We start from the raw sequence: 18805 nt of genomic DNA on the forward strand, positions 1-18805 counted from the left end.
TGCATTGGCCTCAGGCCAGATGCTGTTGAAAAAATGCGGAATCAGCCGTCAAGTATCCACCGCACGCGGCCTTTTCAGGTGACCCCTTATCAATCAGCGCGATTGTAAGAACCCATGAAAAACCTGTTGCGGCACAGGTTGCGCGATGCCATATCAACGGGGGCCGCGCTGATGGCGGTGGTGCGGGGGCGTGATGCGCGCGCCAGAACAGCAAGATAACGTCACGGGCGTTACCGGATGTTCAGGATGACCTGCATAACCCTCGCGGTCGGTGGTAGTGTGGATCGGGATGGGCCACAAGGCGTCTTTTTGCGGCCAATAGCTCGGCTATTGGCAAGAAAAGCAACGCAGTGGACCGCCCGAGGCCGCGCTATCACAGACCACAGGGAGTTATGCAGGTCATCCTTAATGTGTGTGGCTGGGTTGCCACTGCGGGACGGTGTGACCCCTGTGGTGCATGGGGTAAGCTTGCCCGGCACGCTTATGACCTATTCACTCAATACCCTGAATGCTTCTTCTTCGGCCCGGTCTGCACCCCGCACCGGTGCAGCCCGCTTCGGCCACGAAATAGGCCTTGTTGTGGGCCTGCTGGCGCTGGTTTTCTGGCTGCTGGCGCTGTCCAGCTACTCCGCACAGGACGCTGCCTGGTCCACCTCGGGCACGCGCGGCGACCGGTTGGTGGCCAATTGGGCAGGGCGGTTTGGTGCCTGGCTGGCTGACGGCAGCTATTTCATGCTGGGATTTTCGGTGTGGTGGTGTGTGGCGGCAGGGGTGCGTGCCTGGATTGCTTCGCTGGCGCGCTGGATGCGTGGCGGCGAACCTGTGGTGGGTGCCGCAAGCCCCGCCGCGCGCCGTGCGTTGTTCTGGGGTGGGCTGGCGCTGCTCATGAGCGCCAGTACGGCGCTGGAATGGTCGCGCCTTTACCGCCTCGAAGCGCTGCTGCCGGGGCATGCGGGGGGCGTGCTGGGCTACATCGTGGGGCCTGCCAGTGTGAAATGGCTGGGTTTTACGGGCTCGGGCTTGCTGGGCATCGTGGTCCTGGTGCTGGGGGCTGCCCTGGTGTTCCGTTTTTCCTGGGGGCATGTGGCCGAGGTGCTGGGTGCCCGAATTGATGCCCTGGTGCGGTCGCGCCTGGCCCGCCGCGAAGTGGCCAAGGATGTGGCCGTGGGTCGCAAGGCCGCACGCGAGCGCGCCGTGGTGGTGCTGGAAGAGCGCACCGAAAGCGAAGAGCACCATCCTGCGCCGGTGCAGATCATTGAGCCGGTGCTGGCGGATGTGCCCCAAAGCGCCCGCGTGGTCAAAGAGCGGCAAAAGCCCCTGTTCACCGAGATGCCCGACAGCAAGCTCCCGCTGGTGGACCTGCTCGACGGCCCATTGCAGCGCCAGGAAACCGTGGCACCCGAGACACTGGAGATGACCAGCCGCCTCATCGAGAAAAAGCTCAAGGACTTCGGCGTGGAGGTGCGCGTGGTGGCGGCCATGCCCGGCCCGGTGATCACCCGCTACGAAATCGAGCCGGCCACGGGCGTGAAAGGCTCGCAGATCGTGGGCCTGGCCAAGGACCTGGCGCGCTCGCTCAGTCTGGTGTCCATCCGCGTGGTGGAGACCATTCCCGGTAAAAACTATATGGCGCTGGAGCTGCCCAACGCCAAGCGCCAGTCCATCCGCCTGTCTGAAATTCTGGGCTCGCAGGTCTACCACGAAGCCAAGAGCATGCTCACCATGGGCCTGGGCAAGGACATCGTGGGCAACCCGGTGGTGGCCGACCTGGCCAAGATGCCGCATGTGCTGGTGGCCGGCACCACCGGATCGGGCAAATCGGTCGGTATCAACGCCATGATCCTCTCGCTCTTGTACAAGGCCGAGGCACGCGATGTGCGCCTGTTGATGATCGACCCCAAAATGCTGGAAATGTCGGTCTACGAAGGCATTCCGCACCTGCTGGCGCCCGTGGTCACCGACATGAAGCAGGCCGCCAACGGCCTGAACTGGTGCGTGGCCGAGATGGAGCGGCGCTACAAGCTCATGTCCAAGCTGGGCGTGCGCAACCTGGCGGGCTACAACGTCAAGATCGACGAAGCCAAGGCGCGCGAAGAATTCATCTACAACCCCTTCAGCCTCACGCCCGAAAGTCCTGAGCCGCTGCAGCGCCTGCCGCACATCGTGGTCATCATCGACGAGCTGGCCGACCTGATGATGGTGGTGGGCAAGAAGATCGAAGAGCTGATCGCGCGCCTGGCGCAGAAGGCGCGCGCGGCGGGCATTCACCTGATTTTGGCCACCCAGCGCCCCAGTGTGGATGTGATCACGGGCCTCATCAAGGCCAACATTCCCACCCGCATTGCGTTTTCGGTAGGCTCCAAGATCGACAGCCGCACCATCCTCGACCAGATGGGTGCCGAGGCCCTGCTGGGCATGGGCGACATGCTCTACATGGCCAGCGGCACCGGCCTGCCGATCCGTGTGCACGGCGCCTTTGTCAGTGACGAAGAGGTGCACCGCGTGGTGAGCTACCTCAAGAGCCAGGGCGACCCTGATTACATTGAGGGCGTGCTCGAAGGGGGAACTGTGGACGGCGACAGTGATCTGACCGCAGACGGTGGTGACGGCGGCGAGAAAGACCCCATGTACGACCAGGCCGTGGAAGTGGTGCTCAAAGACCGCAAGGCCAGCATCTCCTACGTGCAGCGCAAGCTGCGCATTGGCTACAACCGCTCGGCACGCCTGCTCGAAGACATGGAAAAGGCGGGTCTGGTCAGTGGCCTCACCACCAGCGGCCAGCGTGAAGTGCTGGTACCCGCACGCAGTGAATGACGGGGGCAGGGCAATGAGCCCGGCCCTGCGGTCACCCCAAAGGAGTTTCTGTTGAAAAAAATCGCTATTGCAATTTTGATAGCAGCTGGCGCACAGCTGGCAAGCGCTGACGGGCTAAAAAGCCTTGAATCCTTCATGAAGGGCAGCCAGACCGGCCGCGCCGACTTTACCCAGGTGGTCACCTCGCCCCCGAAAGACGGCCAGGTCGCGCGCACCAAAACCAGCAGTGGCACATTCGAGTTCCAGCGGCCGGGGCGGTTCAAGTTCGTTTACAAAAAGCCTTTCGAACAGACCATCGTGGCCGACGGGCAAACGCTGTGGCTTTACGACACCGATCTGAACCAGGTCACCCAGCGTGCCCAGTCCCAGGCTTTGGGCAGCACGCCCGCCGCGCTGCTGGCCTCTGCGCCCGACCTGTCGGCGCTGAAGGCCGATTTCACGCTGGAAGCCGCCCCCGACCAGGATGGCCTGCAATGGGTGCTGGCGCGTCCCAAGACCAAAGATGGCCAACTGCAGAGCGTGCGCGTAGGCTTTGTGGGTGAACAACTGGCCGCGCTCGACATTCTGGACAGCTTTGGCCAGCGCTCGGCCATCCGCTTCACCGGGATGCAGGCCAATGCAGCGCTGCCACCCGCCACCTTCCAGTTCAAGCCGCCGCAAGGGGCGGATGTAGTGAAACAGTAATTGCTTCGTAAATAATAGCTTTCAGCGCTTACTGGTAAAGCGCTGGCAGTGCTTCTGGCTGAGAATTTATCTGCGTCACCCCAGCGTATCCGCGCAGACATGGGGCGGTGGCAGCCATTTCCGCAGACTGCCTGTTCTTGACCCGGGTTGGATGCGCTTGTCATGCAGAATCTAACTGCGATGATTTCATGGCGCATTCTTCAAAGTGCTGCAAGCAACACGGGGCAACCATGAATAAGCCAAATTCAAGGGGGGAACAGTGAAACCAAAAAACCGAAGCCTGAATACTCGCATGGTCGCGTCGTGGTTGGCCATGCTCGCGCTGGGTAGCACGGCGACGTGCGCGCATGCCCAGCAGTGGAAAGATGCTCCTGCCTACGACAAGGCCCAGGCAAAAAATGTTCTGGATCGCAGCACTTTGTACATGCCGCTGTTCGGTGCGGTTTACCGCGAGAAATTCGAGGTCATGCTTCAGAAGTTGCCGGGCGTGCGCGGCGTCATCATCCACAACCATGGATGCGGTGGCATGTGGGGCTGGGAAACCACGATTGCGCAGTTCTACTACCGTGAAGGCTTTGCCGTCGTCTCGCCGGAGTTCGTGACGCGCGATGGGAACAAGACGGGATGCCCTGGCGGATCGCCAGAAGAACAGCTTCGACGCGCTGGCGAGCGGGCCGCAGAGGGCATTTACACCGCCAAGAACCCCGCACGCCTCGCGGCGCGGGGCGACGACATTCAAGAAGTGATCCGGTGGATCAAAGCGCTCACGGACTTGCCGATTTTCTTGAGCGGTCACAGTGAGGGCTGCCGAACCACCTATAACTGGAATCGCAACGAACCCCAAGTTAAGGGCGGCATCTGCCACAAGCAGAGCGTGAACCGGCACTATGAGCATCTGTGGAAATGGGACACCCGATTGCCGATGTGGTCGTCCAACGAGGACTTAGACCCATGGGCTGGAGGCAGCAAACAGTTTCCCGCGGTCGGCTTTGAAGAGAAGTTCAAAGACAACCCGCAGAACCTCACTTCGTTCCGTTATCCGGGTAACAGCCATGATCCGCTGGTACGACCCGGCGAAGGTCAGAGTTTGAGAGAGTGGTTGAACAAGCAAGTCAGTTTGCCGCCGCTGAAGTCACAAAATGGCTTCAACTACGAAGACGCGTTGCCTGCCATCCAGAGCGAGCTGCAAAAGAAAAACCGATGAACACCGATGCGCTGGCGACTTGAAAAGCGGTCGCCGGCTTTTCGAACGTGAAACCTGCCGCAGTCTCCCACCAACCCCTGGCCGAGCGCCTGCGCCCGCGCCAGCTCTCCGAGGTCATCGGCCAGCAGCATGTGCTGGGGCCGGGCATGCCGCTGCGCCTGGCGTTCGAGTCGGGTCGGCCGCACAGCTGCATCCTGTGGGGGCCGCCGGGTGTGGGCAAGACCACCATCGCGCGGCTGATGGCCGATGCGTTTGATGCGCAGTTCATCAGCATCAGCGCCGTGCTGGGCGGCGTCAAAGACATCCGCGAGGCGGTGCTGCAGGCCGAAAGCGCTCGCGACGGCCTGATGCAGCAGCGCACGCTGGTGTTCGTCGATGAAGTGCACCGCTTCAACAAGAGCCAGCAGGACGCCTTTTTGCCACATGTCGAAAGCGGCCTGTTCACCTTCATTGGCGCCACCACCGAAAACCCGTCGTTTGAGGTCAACTCGGCGCTGCTGTCGCGCGCGGCGGTGTATGTGCTGCAACCGCTCTCTGTCGATGATTTGAAGCAAATTGTGGCTCTGGCCCAATCACATCAAGCGCTACGTGCTATAGATAGTGAAGCGGTTGAGCGCCTCGTGGCCTATGCCGACGGCGACGCCCGGCGCCTGCTCAACACCCTGGAGACGCTGGAGATGGCGGCGCAGCAGGAGCAGCTGGCCGAAATCACCGACGCCTGGCTGCTCAAGGTGCTGGGCGAACGCATGCGCCGCTATGACAAAGGCGGCGAGCAGTTCTACGACACCATCAGCGCGCTGCACAAATCGGTGCGCGGCTCTGACCCCGACGCGGCGCTGTACTGGCTGGTGCGCATGCTCGACGGCGGCGCCGACCCGCGCTACATGGCGCGCCGCCTGGTGCGCATGGCCAGCGAAGACATTGGCCTGGCCGACCCGCGCGCGCTGCGCCTGGCACTCGACTGCGCCGAGGTGTACGAGCGCCTGGGCAGCCCCGAGGGCGAGCTGGCGCTGGCCGAATGCGTGGTCTACCTGGCCGTGGCGCCCAAGTCCAACGCCGTCTACAAGGCCTACAACGCCGCCCGCGCCCTGGTAAAGCAGGACAGCACGCGCCCCGTGCCCTTGCACCTGCGCAACGCGCCCACCCAGCTCATGAAAGCGCTGGACTATGGCAAGGGCTACCGCTACGCGCACGACGAGGAGGGTGGTTTTGCCGCCGGCGAGCGCTACCTGCCCGACGGCATGGACGAGCCGGGCTTCTACCAGCCGGTCGAGCGGGGCCTGGAAATCAAGATTGCGCAAAAGCTGCGGGACATGCGCGCGCGCAATGCGGCCGTCGCTGTCACAGCCGCTGCCATCGACCCGGATCCGCAGACGCCTTGAACGCAACCTGCGGGGTGCGCTGAAGGCCAAGGCAGGATCGGCGGTGATTGGGGGGACGGTGCGACACCCGCATGGGCACGCTTGTGGCAGATAAATCTGCACAACCTGTGCGATAGGTCCATCAATCTTGCTTATGGGCGGCGTCCCCGGCTGATGGGCCTGAAACCCAAGGGAAAACCCCGCCGACCGGGGCCCGGGCGGCCACAGACTACTCGCTACAATCCCGTCCTCAAACCCGCACAGCTGCACTCCTGGCGGGTTTTTTGCTACATGGCAGTCGGGCCCACAAGGCTGTACCGATTTCGGTGCCAAAGCGGTGGGTACGTCACAAACGAAGGACTTCTCTTATGGACATTTTGCTGCAGCAGATCATCAACGGTCTGGTTCTCGGCAGCATGTACGCCTTGATAGCCTTGGGCTACACGATGGTGTACGGCATTATTCAGCTGATCAATTTTGCCCATGGCGAAGTGCTCATGGTCGGCGCTCTCACCAGTTGGAGTTGCATAGGGCTCATGCAGGACGCCATGCCAGGCGCCCCCGGCTGGCTCATCCTGCTGCTGGCCACCATCATTGCCTGCGTTGTGGCTGCCACGCTCAATTTCGTGATCGAGAAGGTGGCTTACAAACCGCTGCGCACCAGCCCGCGCCTGGCGCCGCTGATCACGGCCATCGGCATGTCGATCCTGCTGCAGACGCTGGCCATGATCATCTGGAAGCCCAACTACAAGTCGTACCCCACCTTGCTGCCGGCCGCGCCGTTCGAGGTGGGCGGGGCGGTCATCACATCCACCCAGATTTTGATTCTGGGCGTGACCGTGGTGGCCCTGGCTGCGCTTATGTACCTGGTGAATTACACCAAGCTCGGCCGCGCCATGCGTGCCACGGCAGAAAACCCCCGCGTGGCCTCGCTCATGGGTGTCAAACCCGACATGGTGATTTCGGCCACCTTCATCATCGGCGCCATTCTGGCCGCCATCGCCGGCATCATGTATGCATCCAACTATGGCACGGCGCAGCACACCATGGGCTTCCTGCCGGGGCTCAAGGCCTTCACGGCAGCGGTTTTTGGCGGCATCGGCAATCTGGCCGGCGCCGTGGTGGGGGGCATCCTGCTGGGCCTGATCGAGGCCATCGGTTCGGGCTACATCGGTGCGCTCACGGGCGGTGTGCTGGGCAGCCACTACACCGACATCTTTGCGTTCATCGTGCTCATCATCATCCTGACGCTGCGCCCCTCGGGCCTGCTGGGTGAGCGTGTGGCGGATCGCGCCTGAGGAGCACCAGACCATGAAAAACACCAAACTCAACTGGATCCTGGGCGGCATTGCCTTGCTGGTCTTGCCACTGATCCTGCAATATTTCGGCAACGCCTGGGTGCGCATTGCCGACCTGGCGCTGCTCTATGTGATGCTGGCCCTGGGCCTGAACATCGTGGTCGGCTATGCCGGCCTGCTCGACCTGGGCTATGTGGCGTTTTATGCCGTGGGTGCCTACCTGTTTGCCCTGATGGCATCGCCGCACCTGGCGGACAACTTTGCGGCATTTGCCGCCATGTTTCCCAACGGGCTGCACACCTCGCTGTGGCTCGTGATACCACTGGCGGCGCTGGTGGCGGCGATCTTCGGGGCGGTGCTGGGGGCTCCGACGCTCAAGCTGCGCGGCGATTACCTGGCCATCGTGACCCTGGGCTTTGGCGAAATCATCCGCATCTTCCTGAACAACCTCGATCACCCCGTCAACCTGACCAACGGCCCCAAGGGCATGGGCCAGATCGACTCGGTCAAGATCTTCGGGCTCGATCTGGGCAAGCGGCTGGAGCTGTTTGGCTTTGACATCAACTCCGTCACGCTCTACTACTACCTGTTCCTGGTGCTGGTGGTCGTCAGCGTCATCATTTGCTACCGCCTGCAGGACTCGCGCATCGGCCGCGCCTGGATGGCCATCCGCGAAGACGAAATCGCCGCCAAGGCCATGGGCATCAACACGCGCAACATGAAGCTGCTGGCCTTTGGCATGGGCGCCTCGTTCGGCGGCGTGTCGGGCGCCATGTTCGGTGCCTTTCAGGGCTTTGTCTCGCCCGAGTCGTTCAGCCTGATGGAGTCGGTCATGATCGTCGCCATGGTGGTGCTGGGCGGCATTGGCCACATTCCCGGCGTGATTCTGGGCGCCGTGCTGCTGTCGGCCCTGCCCGAGGTGCTGCGCTATGTGGCCGGCCCGCTGCAGGCCATGACCGACGGGCGCATTGACTCTGCCATCCTGCGCCAGCTGCTCATCGCGCTGGCCATGATCGTCATCATGCTGTTGCGTCCCCGTGGTCTGTGGCCAGCGCCCGAGCGCGGCAAGAGCCTCACACAGAAGACCTGAACACCACAGAGAGCGAAAACATGGCAGAACAAAACAAAGATGTGGTGCTGCGGGTTGCCGGCATCTCCAAGCGCTTTGGCGGCTTGCAGGCGCTGTCCGACGTGGGCATCACCATTGAACGCGGCCAGGTTTATGGCCTGATCGGCCCCAACGGCGCAGGCAAGACCACGTTTTTCAACGTGATCACCGGCCTGTACACGCCCGACAGCGGCACGTTCGAGCTCGCGGGCAAGCCCTACGAGCCCACGGCCGTGCACGAAGTGGCCAAGGCGGGCATCGCCCGCACCTTCCAGAACATTCGCCTGTTCGCCGAAATGACGGCCCTGGAGAACGTGATGGTGGGCCGCCATATCCGCACCAAATCGGGCCTGCTGGGCGCCGTGCTGCGCACCAAGAGCTTCAAGGAAGAAGAGGCTGCCATTGCCAAGCGGGCGCAAGAGCTGCTTGAATACGTGGGCATTGGCAAGTTTGCCGACTACAAGGCGCGCACCCTGAGCTACGGCGACCAACGCCGCCTGGAGATTGCCCGGGCCCTGGCCACCGACCCCCAGCTGATCGCGCTGGACGAGCCCGCCGCCGGCATGAACGCCACCGAAAAGGTGCAGCTGCGCGAACTGATCGACCGCATTCGCAACGACAACCGCACCATCTTGCTGATCGAGCACGACGTGAAGCTGGTGATGGGCCTGTGCGACCGCGTGACGGTGCTCGACTACGGCAAGCAGATTGCAGAAGGCACGCCTGCCACCGTGCAGAAGAACGAAAAAGTGATTGAGGCCTATCTGGGCACCGGAGGACACTGAGAATGGCCGAAAAATCCAACAAGGTTCTGCTGCAGGTGAAGAACCTGAAAGTGGCCTACGGCGGTATCCAGGCCGTCAAGGGTGTGGACTTCGAGGTGCGCGAAGGTGAGCTCGTGTCGCTGATCGGCTCCAACGGCGCCGGCAAGACCACCACCATGAAGGCCATCACCGGCACGCTGCCCATCAACGATGGCGACATCCTGTACCTGGGCGAAAGCATCAAGGGCAAGGGCGCGTGGGACCTGGTGAAAAAGGGCCTGGTGATGGTGCCTGAGGGCCGCGGCGTGTTTGCGCGCATGACCATCACCGAGAACCTGCAGATGGGCGCCTACATTCGCAACGACAAGGCGGGCATTGCGGCAGACATCGAGAAGATGTTCACCATCTTCCCGCGCCTGCGCGAGCGCAAGGACCAGCTGGCCGGCACCATGTCGGGTGGCGAGCAGCAAATGCTGGCCATGGGCCGCGCGCTGATGAGCCAGCCCAAGGTGCTGCTGCTCGACGAGCCCTCCATGGGCCTGTCGCCCATCATGGTGGACAAGATCTTTGAGGTGGTGCGCGACGTGTACCAGCTCGGCGTCACCATCTTGCTGGTCGAGCAAAATGCCAGCCGCGCACTGGCCATTGCCGACCGCGGCTACGTGATGGAGTCGGGTCTGATCACCATGACCGGCCCTGGCCAGGAATTACTGAGCGACCCGCGCGTGCGCGCCGCCTACCTAGGCGAGTGAGCGAGGCGCCTGCGGGCGCTGGCGTTCTTTCAAAGGCACTGCCGTGGCGGCAGTGCCTTTTTTTGTGACCGCCTGGTGGATGTAAAATGCTATATTATTTATAGCTATTTGCGCTTATTAAATAAGGGCTAGAGCCGTATTTGGCTTGTATTTTGTTTTTATCGCTCTATGGCATGGTGTCCATGAACTATCTGCAATCGCTTCCCGTTGGTCTGCAAACCGTGATGTTGCTGGTGGCCGGCAATGTCTTCATGACGTTTGCCTGGTATGGCCACCTGAAGAACATGGCCACATCGCCCTGGTACATGGCGGCAGTGGTCAGCTGGGGCATTGCGCTGTTCGAGTATCTGCTGCAGGTGCCCGCCAACCGCATCGGCTACACGCAGTTCAATGTGGGGCAGCTCAAGATCTTGCAAGAAGTCATCACGCTGTCGGTTTTTGTGCCTTTTGCGGTGTTTTATCTCGACCAGCCCCTGAAATGGGACTACCTGTGGGCGGGCCTGTGCATGCTGGGTGCGGTGTATTTCATCTTCCGCAGCGGGTGATTTTGGTGTGGCGCGCAGCGTCTGCGCCGGGCGTGAATTGGCGGGCGGTTAAACTTCGCGCATTCTTAAATGTCACAAATTGGTCACTCTTCCGTCATGAACGGATGGTAAGTGGCCATTTTTATTCCGATCCGTCCTAGGAGCTCCCATGCTGTTTGGCAAGCTATTGCCGCGCGAAGGCAATTTTTTCGAAATGTTCAACCAGCATGCGGACCGCATCGTCGAGGCCGCCCGGGCCTTTTCGCAGCTGGTGGCCAACTACAGTGATCCCCACCTGCGCGACAAGTACAACCAGGACGTGGACAACGCAGAGCGCGCTGCCGACCGCGTCACCCAGGATGTCAATCGGCTGATCCACAAGACGTTCATCACGCCGATCGACCGTGAGCAGATCCACTCGCTCATCAACACCATGGACGATGTGGCCGACCTGATCCAGGATTCGGCCGAGACCATGGCGCTGTACGACGTGCACCACATGACCGAGGAGATCACGCGCCTGACCGATCTGAGCCTGAAATGCTGCGAGCGTCTGCGCGACGCCGTGAGGCTGCTGGGCAAGATTGCGGACCCGGCCGTGGCGGAAGCCGCGCTCAAGACCTGTGAAGAAATCGACCGCCTCGAAAGCGACGCCGACCGCGTGATGCGCAGCGCCATGAGCAAGCTGTTTCGCGAAGAGCCCGATGTGCGCGAGGTAATCAAGCTCAAGGCCATTTACGAGCTGCTGGAGACCATCACCGACAAGTGCGAGGACGTGGCCAACTGCATCGAGGGCATCGTCCTCGAAAACTCCTGACCAACCGGGCGGATCAACATGGAAACCGTACAAGCAGCCCTGTGGGTTGTGGTTCTGCTCGTTGTCTTGGCGCTCCTGTTCGATTTCATGAACGGGTTTCACGACGCCGCCAATTCGATCGCCACGGTGGTGTCCACCGGCGTGCTCAAACCTGCCCAGGCCGTCCTGTTTGCCGCGTTCTTCAACGTGGTGGCCATTTTTGTCTTTCACCTGAGCGTGGCGGCCACGGTGGGCAAAGGCATTGTCCAGCCGGGCGTGGTGGACACCCATGTGGTGTTTGGCGCGCTGGTGGGGGCGATCACCTGGAACGTGATCACCTGGTACTACGGAATTCCCAGCAGCTCCTCGCATGCGCTGATTGGCGGCATCGTGGGTGCCGTGATCGCCAAGGCGGGTGCCGGCTCGCTGGTGTCCACCGGCATCCTCAAGACGGTGGCCTTCATTTTTGTGTCGCCATTGCTGGGCTTTTTGCTGGGCTCGCTGATGATGGTTGCGGTGTCATGGATGTTCAGGCGCGCACGCCCCAGCAGGGTGGACAAGTGGTTTCGCCGCCTGCAACTGGTATCGGCCGGAGCCTATAGCCTCGGGCACGGTGGTAACGATGCCCAAAAGACCATCGGCATCATCTGGCTGCTGCTGATCGCCACGGGTTATGCGTCGACCGCGGATGCCTCTCCGCCCACGTGGACCATCGTGAGCTGTTACCTGGCCATCGGTTTGGGCACGATGTTCGGTGGCTGGCGCATCGTGAAAACGATGGGGCAGAAAATTACCAAGCTCAAGCCCGTGGGCGGGTTCTGCGCCGAGACGGGCGGGGCGATGACGCTGTTCCTGGCCACCGCGATGGGGATTCCCGTGTCCACTACGCACACCATCACCGGCGCCATTGTCGGCGTGGGCTCCACGCAGCGCGCCAGCGCGGTGCGCTGGGGCGTGGCGGGCAACATCATCTGGGCCTGGGTTCTGACCATTCCGGCCAGCGCCTTTGTTGCGGCCATTGCCTACTGGGTCAGTCTGCAGCTGTATTGATTCTGCAATTTGCTATCAAAAAAAGAGCTGCAGGCGCTTGTCAATAAAGCGCTTTCAGCTCTTTTTGGGCTCTTCTAGCGAATGCTAGTGATGAGTCTTTAACCGCCCCGCTGCGCCCCCATCTCCAAAGCATGACGCTCGTGCGTCAGCCTCAGGAGAAGGCCATGCGACAGCAACAGATGACGCGTTTGATCCACAGCCTGCCCCAGCTGACGCACCACCAGCGCCAACAACTGGCAAGCTCCCTGCAGGCGCTGCTCGATCACAGTCAGTCCATCGCCGTTGTAGAAACACACAACTGCGCCCCCCGAGCCTGTCCGCACTGCAGCAACTCCTTGCTCGTCAAGAACGGCTCAGCCAACGGGCTGCAACGCTTCAAGTGCCGCCAGTGCGCACGCACGTTCAATGCATTGACAGGTACACCGCTTGCGCGGCTGCATCTGCGAGACAAGTGGATGGGCCAGGCACAGGCCCTGGGCGAAGGGCTCTCGCTCAACCAGGTCGCCCAGCGTCTGGGCGTGGCGCAAAGCACGGCCTTTCGGTGGCGCCACCGCTTTCTTGCCTGCCCCAAGAGCGTGCAGGCACGCCAGCTTGTGGGCATCGCCGAGGCCGATGAGTCCTACTTCCTGGCCTCCTGCAAGGGACACAGAGGGTTGCTGCGCCGTCCTCGCCGGCGCGGCGGTAAGGCGCTGGCTGGCTGCAAGGGTTCGGAGTACACCCCGGTGCTGATGGCGCGAGACCGAGCCGGAGCAACGGCCAACCTCATCCTGCAGACGAACATGGCGGTGAGTGTGCAAGCGGCGCTCAAGCCTTTGCTGGCGCCGGACACCATCCTGTGCACCGATGGCAGCATCACGCTGGCCAGCGCCGCGCGGGCACTGGGCGTGCAGCACCAGGCGGTGAACGTAAGCCGGGGCAACCGCGTGAGAGGCCCCTGGCATGTGCAAAACGTCAATGCCTATGTCAGCAGGCTGCGCGGGTGGATGCAGCGCTTCAAGGGCGTTGCGACGAAATACCTCGACTCGTACCTGGGCTGGTTCAGGATGTTGGACCGATCAGGCCCCATGGGGCCGCAGCCCGCGCAGGTGCTGGAGGCGGCCATGGGAAATCAAGGCGTCACTAGTATTCGCTAGAAGAGCCTCTTTTTGCTTGAAATCAGCCGTTATTGAGAGATCTTGCGTGCTTCCTCGATCTGGTATTCAAAGTAGCGCTGAAAGCTGAACGCCAGACTGGCCATCAACACGGTCGTGCCGATCATCAGCGCGAGGCCGATGGCGAAAATGGTGGCCCACCGGGTGCGGCCAGCAGGCGCGTCCGGTGCGGCCGCCGGGTTGAAGCGGTCATTCCATTTCTCGGGGGCCATGAGGCCATACAGAATGGCTTGCAGCGCACAGCCTGCGATGGTGAAACCGAGCAGCGGGATCAGCACCCAGCTGTAGTGATCATCCTGCCCCAGCGCCTGCACCCGCTGGATGCCGTACAGGCCCAGTGCCGTGGGAATGGGCAGCAGCCAGCCGATCATGTCGGAAAGGCCATGCAGATAAAAGCGGTGCAGGCCCAAAGGCCCGCCCACAAAGGCGAGCCAGGCCGCCACGGTTTTGTTTTTCATCGCCGGGCCGCCCCAAGATGAAAAGCGGCCCCCTCGGGGGGCAGCGACCACACGAAGTGGGGAGCGTGGGGGTAATGTTTCATGCCTCGATTATTCCGGCGAAGTGGTATCGCCGGCGCCCAGGGTCTTTTCCATCAGCACGATGTCGCGCCAGGCGCCGAACTTCCAGCCCATCGACCGCAGGGTGCCCACGTCGGTGAAGCCCAGCGCACGGTGCAATCCGATCGAACCGGCGTTGGCCGAATCGCCAATCACGGCCAGCAGCTTGCGCACGCCGGCGGCTTCGGCCTGCAACGCCAGTTCTGCCAGCAGCTTGCGCCCTACGCCCATGCCGCGTGTGCTGTCGGCCACATAAATCGAGTCCTCGGCCGAGAAGCGGTAGGCCGGGCGTGGCTTGAACCAGTTGGCATAGGCAAAGCCCAGAATCTGCCCTTCTTTTTCGGCCACGAGCCAAGGCAGACCGCGCGCCAGCACGTCCGCGCGGCGTGTCGCCATGTCGGCTTCGGTGGGTGGATCGATCTCGAATGTGCCCGTGCCGTGCAGCACATGGTGTTGGTAAATGGCAGTGATGGCGGGAATATCGCTGTCGGTGCTGGGACGAATATTGGGCATGAAAGGGGGAAATGGATATAATCGCGGGCTTTGCAGCGTGTCGCTGGCCGGGTGGCCATGTCGCGTGTCTCAAGCGTTGCGAATATGGTTGCAAATACTGTGGCTCAAGGCAAATGTTGCCGGAGTTCACCACCCGAAGGATAAATCATGGTCGTCATTCGACTTTCCCGCGGCGGCTCCAAAGGTCGTCCTTTCTTCAACATCGTCGTTGCCGACAAGCGCGTGCGCCGTGATGGCCGCTTTATCGAGCGCATCGGTTTCTACAACCCCACCGCCAAGGAAAACGAAGAAGGCCTGCGCATCGTGCAAGACCGTCTGACGTACTGGAAGAGCGTGGGCGCCCAGTCTTCGCCTACGGTGGACCGCCTGATCAAGCAAGCCGCCAAGAAGGCTGCTTAAAGTCCCCCGAAAAGGGCGGGTTCCGTTGGCTTGCCCGGCGGAACCCGCCCTTTTCTTTTTTTCACGAGGTACACCATGGCCGCAACCCTGACGCTCGAACCCGCCGAACTCCCTGCCGATGCTGTTGAGGTCGGGCGCATTGCCGACGCCTGGGGCGTCAAGGGCTGGTTCAAGGTGTTGTCCCACAGTGCCAATGCAGAGGCGTTGTTTGCGGCGAAGCGCTGGTATTTGCAGCCCTCCGAGCGCGGGGCCAAGACATTCTCTGGCACGGTGCTGTTGCTGATTCGCCAGTCCAAGGTCCACTCCGACACGGTGGTGGCCTGGGCGCAGGGCATTGATGACCGTGATGCCGCAGAGGCGCTGCGTGGCGCGCGCATCTTTGTGCCCCGTTCGAGCTTTCCTGCTACCACGCAAGACGAGTATTACTGGGTCGATTTGATCGGTCTTCAGGTTGTCAACCGCGAAGGCGTGGCGCTGGGCCAGGTGCAGGAGCTGATGTCCACCGGCCCGCAGACGGTGCTGGTGCTAGCCTATGAGCAGGACGGCAAGTCCCTGGAGCGCATGATTCCGTTCGTCTCGGCATTTGTCGACAAGGTGGATCTGCCCGAGAAACGCATCACGGTTGACTGGCAGCCTGACTACTGACCGGCCTGGCTCCGGCGAGCCGCGCACCATGCGTTTTGACATCATCACCCTGTTCCCGGAGTTGTTTGCGCCGTTTCTGGCCGGCGGCGTAACCCGCCGCGCCTATGCCAGCGGGCAGGTCGATGTGCATCTGTGGAATCCGCGCGACCATGCCGAAGGCAACTACCGTCGCGTGGACGACCGCCCCTTTGGCGGTGGCCCCGGCATGGTGATGCTGGCCGAACCGCTGGCGCGGTGCCTTGCCGCCATCCGGGCCGAACGCGGCGAACCCGAAGACGCCCAGGCGCCGCTGGTCCTTTTTTCGCCCATCGGCGAAACCCTTAACCACGCGGCGGTAGAGCGCTGGTCGGCCAGTGCGGGCGCTGTTTTGTTGTGTGGGCGCTACGAAGGCATCGATCAGCGCTTCATCGACGCCCATGTCGATGTGCAGATGAGCCTGGGTGATTTCGTGCTGTCGGGTGGTGAAATTGCGGCCATGGCCTTGCTGGATGCCGTGGCGCGGTTGCAACCCGGCGTGCTCAACGATGAGGGTAGCCACCAGCTCGACAGCTTCAATCCGGCGCTCGATGGCCTGCTCGATTGCCCCCACTACACCCGCCCCGAGGAATGGGCGGGGCGTTCGGTGCCCGCGCCGCTGATGTCCGGGCACCACGCGCAGATTGAGCGCTGGCGGCGCGATCAGCGCCTGGTCATCACCGCAAAGCACCGGCCCGACCTGATCGATGCTGCGCGCGAGGCGGGGCGCCTGGTACCCGCCGATGAAGCGGTATTGGCCAAGCTCGGCTGAATTGCTATAATCAAAAGCTTTTCGATCCTCTGCCCGGCCGTTTTGACAGGGAGTTCTCCCGCAAAACACTGAGACGTCAATCCCGACGCAGCCATTTTTGGCGCGGACAAGATCGTTGGACACCAAAATGAACCTGATCCAGACCCTGGAAGCGGAAGAAATTGCCCGCTTGAACAAGACCATTCCCGTGTTTGCCCCTGGCGACACGGTCATCGTGAGCGTGAACGTGGTTGAAGGCACGCGCAAGCGCGTGCAGGCCTACGAAGGCGTGGTGATTGCCAAGCGCAATCGCGGCCTGAACAGCGGTTTCACGGTGCGCAAGATTTCCAGCGGCGAAGGCGTGGAGCGCACGTTCCAGACCTACAGTCCCCTGATCGCCAAGATCGAAGTCAAGCGCCGTGGTGACGTGCGCCGCGCCAAGCTGTACTACCTGCGTGAGCGCAGCGGCAAGTCGGCACGTATCAAGGAAAAGCTGCCTTCGCGTGTCAAGGTGGCTGCACCCGTCGCCGCATAAGGCACAGGCAACTTCCCCTGACCGGAGCCGCTACAGCATCTGCCTGTAGCGGCTTTTTGTTTTTTGCGGCCCTTGTGCCGTGTGTTCCTGGCTTGTCGTGAATCCGTCGCCCATTCCTGCTCCATCGGTCACGCCTGCGTCGCTTTCGACGCTGCCCGATTTTGATCCCCGTGCCGTTCCGGTGGTGGGGGTGGATGCGCATCTGCCCGCTGTTCCGGTACACGCACAGACACCGCAGGCCCTGCGGGCGCGCTTTGCCCACCCACCGCTTTGGACGCCTGAGGTGGTGCTGGAAAAGAAATTCATGAATCGCCAGCCTGCCCACGCCTCCGTGCTGGTGCCTATCGTGCTGCGCGAGCAGCCCATGGTGCTGCTGACGCAGCGGACGGCGCACCTGTCCACCCATTCGGGCCAGGTGGCTTTTCCCGGTGGACGGGCGGACGCGGAAGATGTCTCCACCGCTGATACGGCCTTGCGCGAGGCCGAGGAAGAAGTGGGCCTGGAGCGGCGCTTTGTCGAAGTGCTGGGCGTGCTGCCCACCTATGTCACCGGTTCATCGTTCATCATCACCCCGGTGGTGGCGCTGGTGCAGCCCGACTGCGTGCTGCACCCCAACCCCTACGAAGTGGCCGATGTGTTCGAGGTGCCCCTGGCGTTTTTGCTGAATCCTGCCCACCATCAGCGCCACATGTTCGAGTGGGAGGGTGTGCGCCGCGAGTGGTTCTCCATGCCCTACCAGGATGGCGAAAAGAATCGTTATATCTGGGGTGCCACGGCCGGTATGTTGCGCAATTTTTATCGATTCATGCTGGCGTGATGGCGGGGCGAGCGCTCGTGCGGCCCAAATGCACGCTACGCCAGTATCATTGCCCTCCATGAGTTTCTTTGCCATCCTGTTCGCTCTGCTGATCGAGCAGGCCCGTCCTCTGGCTCGCACCAACCCCATCCACGCGGGGCTCCGCGCGTGGGCCCTTTCAGTCAGCCGCAACTTTGACGCGGGCAAGCCGCACCACGGCTGGGTGGCTTGGGGCCTGGCTGTGCTGGTACCGGCGCTGGTCACCCTCGGAATTCACTGGTTGCTGATGTTGCTGCTGGGATGGCCGTTTGCGGTGGTCTGGAGTGTGGCGGTGCTGTATGTCACCCTGGGGTTTCGCCAGTTCAGCCACCATTTCACCGGCATCCGTGATGCGCTGGAAGAGGGCGATGAAGATCGTGCGCGTGAGCGCCTGGCCCATTGGCAGCAGGTGGATGTCGGCGCGCTGCCGCGCAGCGAGATCGTGCGCCATGTGATCGAATACTCGGTGTTGGCGGCGCACCGGTATGTGTTTGGTGTGCTGGCATGGTTTTCTGTGCTGGCTGCACTGGGCCTGGGGCCTAGTGGTGCGGTGCTGTACCGGCTGGCCGAATTTGTCTCGCGCCACTGGCATCACAGGGAGCGCTCGGGCGCACAACCTGCCAGCCAGTCGTTGCAGCAAGCCTCGGTGCGGGCCTGGACCATCATCGACTGGCTGCCTGCGCGCATGACCGCTTTGAGTTTTGCCGTGGTGGGCAGTTTTGAAGAAGCCATCGAGGGCTGGCGCTTTCATGCGCAGCGCTTTCCCAATGACAACGATGGCGTGGTGCTGGCCGCCACGGCGGGGGCCATCAATGTGCGGCTTGGCGGCGAGGCCCTGCGTGCCCGTGCCGACCTTCAGACACCGCAGGGGCTCGAAATAGAGGCCGACATGGGCGACAGCGACAGCACTCCTGGCCGCGAGCCCGAGGTGGGGCATCTGCGCAGCGTGGTGGGCCTGGTCTGGCGCTCCGTGGTGGTGTGGATGCTGCTGCTGGCGCTGTTGACCTTGGCGCGCCTGCTGGGTTGACCGGATACCCCGGGCCGGGCGG

20 protein-coding genes are annotated in these 18805 nt (G+C 62.3%); 18 read left to right on the plus strand and 2 right to left on the minus strand.

Features of this window, described 5'->3' with window-relative positions; translation table 11 throughout:
- Window positions 1–483 precede the first annotated feature (483 nt).
- The 12 genes from K226_RS0107990 (at window position 484) to K226_RS0108045 (ending at window position 13488) form a co-directional block, all read left to right on the plus strand.
- The gene (locus K226_RS0107990) at window positions 484–2814 is read left to right on the plus strand and encodes a DNA translocase FtsK (RefSeq protein ID WP_024814305.1); all 2331 of its coding nucleotides are present in this window, start codon (window positions 484–486) and stop codon (window positions 2812–2814) included.
- Between the two features lie 51 nt (window positions 2815–2865).
- Entirely contained in the window at window positions 2866–3498 is a 633-nt protein-coding gene (lolA, locus tag K226_RS0107995; protein WP_024814306.1) for an outer membrane lipoprotein chaperone LolA, read from the plus strand.
- Between the two features lie 292 nt (window positions 3499–3790).
- Window positions 3791–4702 carry a hypothetical protein gene (locus K226_RS0108000; RefSeq protein ID WP_035240923.1) on the plus strand — a complete coding sequence of 304 codons (912 nt, stop codon included), beginning with the start codon at window positions 3791–3793 and terminating at the stop codon, window positions 4700–4702.
- A 47-nt stretch (window positions 4703–4749) separates the two neighbouring features.
- The gene (locus K226_RS0108005; RefSeq protein WP_024814308.1) at window positions 4750–6084 is read left to right on the plus strand and encodes a replication-associated recombination protein A; all 1335 of its coding nucleotides are present in this window, start codon (window positions 4750–4752) and stop codon (window positions 6082–6084) included.
- 347 nt (window positions 6085–6431) lie between these two features.
- Window positions 6432–7361 carry a branched-chain amino acid ABC transporter permease gene (locus tag K226_RS0108010; protein ID WP_024814309.1) on the plus strand — a complete coding sequence of 310 codons (930 nt, stop codon included), beginning with the start codon at window positions 6432–6434 and terminating at the stop codon, window positions 7359–7361.
- Between the two features lie 13 nt (window positions 7362–7374).
- On the plus strand, window positions 7375–8451 hold the full coding sequence (locus tag K226_RS0108015) for an ABC transporter ATP-binding protein (RefSeq protein WP_024814310.1): 1077 nt from the start codon (window positions 7375–7377) through the stop codon (window positions 8449–8451).
- A gap of 20 nt (window positions 8452–8471) precedes the next feature.
- Window positions 8472–9254: an ABC transporter ATP-binding protein gene (locus tag K226_RS0108020; protein WP_024814311.1), complete on the plus strand. Its 783-nt coding sequence runs from the start codon at window positions 8472–8474 to the stop codon at window positions 9252–9254.
- A gap of 2 nt (window positions 9255–9256) precedes the next feature.
- Window positions 9257–9985, plus strand: a complete 729-nt coding sequence (locus K226_RS0108025) for an ABC transporter ATP-binding protein (RefSeq protein WP_024814312.1) — start codon at window positions 9257–9259, stop codon at window positions 9983–9985.
- Between the two features lie 182 nt (window positions 9986–10167).
- Window positions 10168–10530, plus strand: coding sequence for a DMT family protein (locus tag K226_RS0108030; RefSeq protein ID WP_024814313.1), 363 nt, complete (start codon window positions 10168–10170; stop codon window positions 10528–10530).
- 148 nt (window positions 10531–10678) lie between these two features.
- Window positions 10679–11326, plus strand: coding sequence for a DUF47 domain-containing protein (locus tag K226_RS0108035; RefSeq protein WP_024814314.1), 648 nt, complete (start codon window positions 10679–10681; stop codon window positions 11324–11326).
- 18 nt (window positions 11327–11344) lie between these two features.
- A complete protein-coding gene (locus K226_RS0108040) occupies window positions 11345–12355 on the plus strand; it encodes an inorganic phosphate transporter (RefSeq protein WP_024814315.1) in 1011 nt (336 codons plus the stop codon).
- A gap of 164 nt (window positions 12356–12519) precedes the next feature.
- Window positions 12520–13488, plus strand: a complete 969-nt coding sequence (locus K226_RS0108045) for an IS1595 family transposase (RefSeq protein ID WP_024813637.1) — start codon at window positions 12520–12522, stop codon at window positions 13486–13488.
- Between the two features lie 29 nt (window positions 13489–13517).
- On the opposite strand, the gene K226_RS0108050 is transcribed toward K226_RS0108045, so the two are convergent.
- Window positions 13518–13964: a hypothetical protein gene (locus K226_RS0108050; RefSeq protein ID WP_024814316.1), complete on the minus strand. Its 447-nt coding sequence runs from the start codon at window positions 13962–13964 to the stop codon at window positions 13518–13520.
- 90 nt (window positions 13965–14054) lie between these two features.
- Window positions 14055–14576 (minus strand): GNAT family N-acetyltransferase, encoded by a 522-nt coding sequence (locus K226_RS0108055; RefSeq protein ID WP_024814317.1) that lies wholly within the window; start codon window positions 14574–14576, stop codon window positions 14055–14057.
- Between the two features lie 147 nt (window positions 14577–14723).
- Between K226_RS0108055 and rpsP the strand changes: the two genes are divergently transcribed.
- The 6 genes from rpsP to K226_RS0108085 all read left to right on the plus strand — a co-directional run bounded on the left by rpsP (window position 14724) and on the right by K226_RS0108085 (window position 18783).
- A complete protein-coding gene (rpsP, locus tag K226_RS0108060) occupies window positions 14724–14975 on the plus strand; it encodes a 30S ribosomal protein S16 (protein WP_024814318.1) in 252 nt (83 codons plus the stop codon).
- Between the two features lie 75 nt (window positions 14976–15050).
- On the plus strand, window positions 15051–15620 hold the full coding sequence (gene rimM, locus K226_RS0108065) for a ribosome maturation factor RimM (RefSeq protein ID WP_024814319.1): 570 nt from the start codon (window positions 15051–15053) through the stop codon (window positions 15618–15620).
- A 28-nt stretch (window positions 15621–15648) separates the two neighbouring features.
- On the plus strand, window positions 15649–16407 hold the full coding sequence (gene trmD / locus K226_RS0108070; RefSeq protein WP_024814320.1) for a tRNA (guanosine(37)-N1)-methyltransferase TrmD: 759 nt from the start codon (window positions 15649–15651) through the stop codon (window positions 16405–16407).
- Window positions 16408–16534: 127 nt separating this feature from the next.
- Entirely contained in the window at window positions 16535–16921 is a 387-nt protein-coding gene (rplS, locus tag K226_RS0108075; protein ID WP_024814321.1) for a 50S ribosomal protein L19, read from the plus strand.
- A gap of 97 nt (window positions 16922–17018) precedes the next feature.
- Window positions 17019–17738 (plus strand): CoA pyrophosphatase, encoded by a 720-nt coding sequence (locus tag K226_RS0108080; RefSeq protein WP_024814322.1) that lies wholly within the window; start codon window positions 17019–17021, stop codon window positions 17736–17738.
- 58 nt (window positions 17739–17796) lie between these two features.
- Window positions 17797–18783 carry a CobD/CbiB family protein gene (locus K226_RS0108085; RefSeq protein WP_024814323.1) on the plus strand — a complete coding sequence of 329 codons (987 nt, stop codon included), beginning with the start codon at window positions 17797–17799 and terminating at the stop codon, window positions 18781–18783.
- Window positions 18784–18805 lie beyond the last annotated feature (22 nt).

It is taken from the genome of Acidovorax sp. JHL-3 (assembly GCF_000526295.1).
GTDB lineage: Bacteria > Pseudomonadota > Gammaproteobacteria > Burkholderiales > Burkholderiaceae_C > Acidovorax > Acidovorax defluvii.